The sequence below is a fragment of the Pseudoalteromonas sp. BSi20495 genome, from assembly GCF_000241185.1.
In the GTDB taxonomy this organism is placed as follows: domain Bacteria; phylum Pseudomonadota; class Gammaproteobacteria; order Enterobacterales; family Alteromonadaceae; genus Pseudoalteromonas; species Pseudoalteromonas fuliginea.
On record NZ_BADY01000219.1, the window covers coordinates 1 to 1,208 of the forward strand.

The following is a 1,208-nucleotide window of genomic DNA, read 5'->3' on the forward strand; positions in this document are numbered from 1 at the left end:
CAGGCTCTGTAGGTTGAGTTTCTTCAAGCTCGGGAGTTTCAGATTCATTAACCGTACTAGCATCATCTAAATTTATCGGTAATTCATCGCTATCTGTATCAAGCTCCGTAAAGTCATTATCAAGCAATAATTCATCGTCAAAATCATCATCTAAGCTATTTAAATCATTTTCAGTTGAAAGTGCATTCGCTAAATTTTGCTCTGTTTGACTCGGTAATGAGGGTTTTGGTTCGTCATTTAAATTTAGTGATAATTCATCATCATTGATTAGATCTGTATCAAGCTCAGTAAAATCATTATCAAGTAACAATTCGTCGTCAGGTTCTAAAGGTTGAGTTTTTTCAAGCTCTGGAATTTCAGATTCATTAACCGTAATATCATCATCTAAGCTTGTCGGTAATTCATCGTTATCGAATTCGTTAAGATTTTCATCTATTTGACTGTTTTGTAGTTCAGCATCAATTGCTAGATCTTTATCAAGTTCAGTAAAGTCATTATCGAGTAACAGCTCATCGTCTAAATCATCCTCGAGGCTATCTAAATCGCTTCCTTGCGCAAGTGCACTCGCTAAATCTTGTTCAGTTTGACTTGCTATAACTTGTTTAGTCTCAGATTTTAAATCAATATCTTGCGTAGACTCAACATCTTGTTCATCAGTAGCACCTGAGTAAGGTTCGTCTATATCTAATTCAGTATATTCGTCTGAATTTTCATCACTCACTACCATATTGGTATCTGAATGTTCAGGTAATCGATTTGTGCTTGCATCATCTGCTAATGGATCATCACCTAAATCAATTTCAACTTCTTCAATATCATTATCTAAATCTTCTAAAGACCACTCTGGCGTTTCAATATAATCATCTTCTACTTGCTGTAACTCATTTAAGAGTTCATCAACACTTTTTAGTTCGTCATCATTGTATTCTTCTAGTGCATCTTCTGGATCAAGTAAGGTCTCTGAAGTATCTGAAAAATCATCTAGGTCTGCCGCAAGTTCAGGCTCTTCTATAAGCGCAGGCTCTTCTGCAATTTCAGGCTCATCTTCAAGTTCAGGTTCTTCTAAAAGCGCAGGCTCTTCTTCAAGTTCAGGCTCTTCTAAAAGCGCTGGCTCTTCTTCAAGTTCAGGCTCTTCTAAAAGCGCAGGTTCTTCTAAAAGCGCAGGTTCTTCTAAAAGCGCAGGCTCTTCTTCAAGTTCAGGCTCTTCT

The 1,208-nt window shown here is 37.0% G+C and carries 1 pseudogene; it reads right to left on the bottom strand.

The features are described from left to right. A pseudogene (locus P20495_RS22170) lies at positions 1-1,208 on the bottom strand (hypothetical protein); the annotation flags it as partial.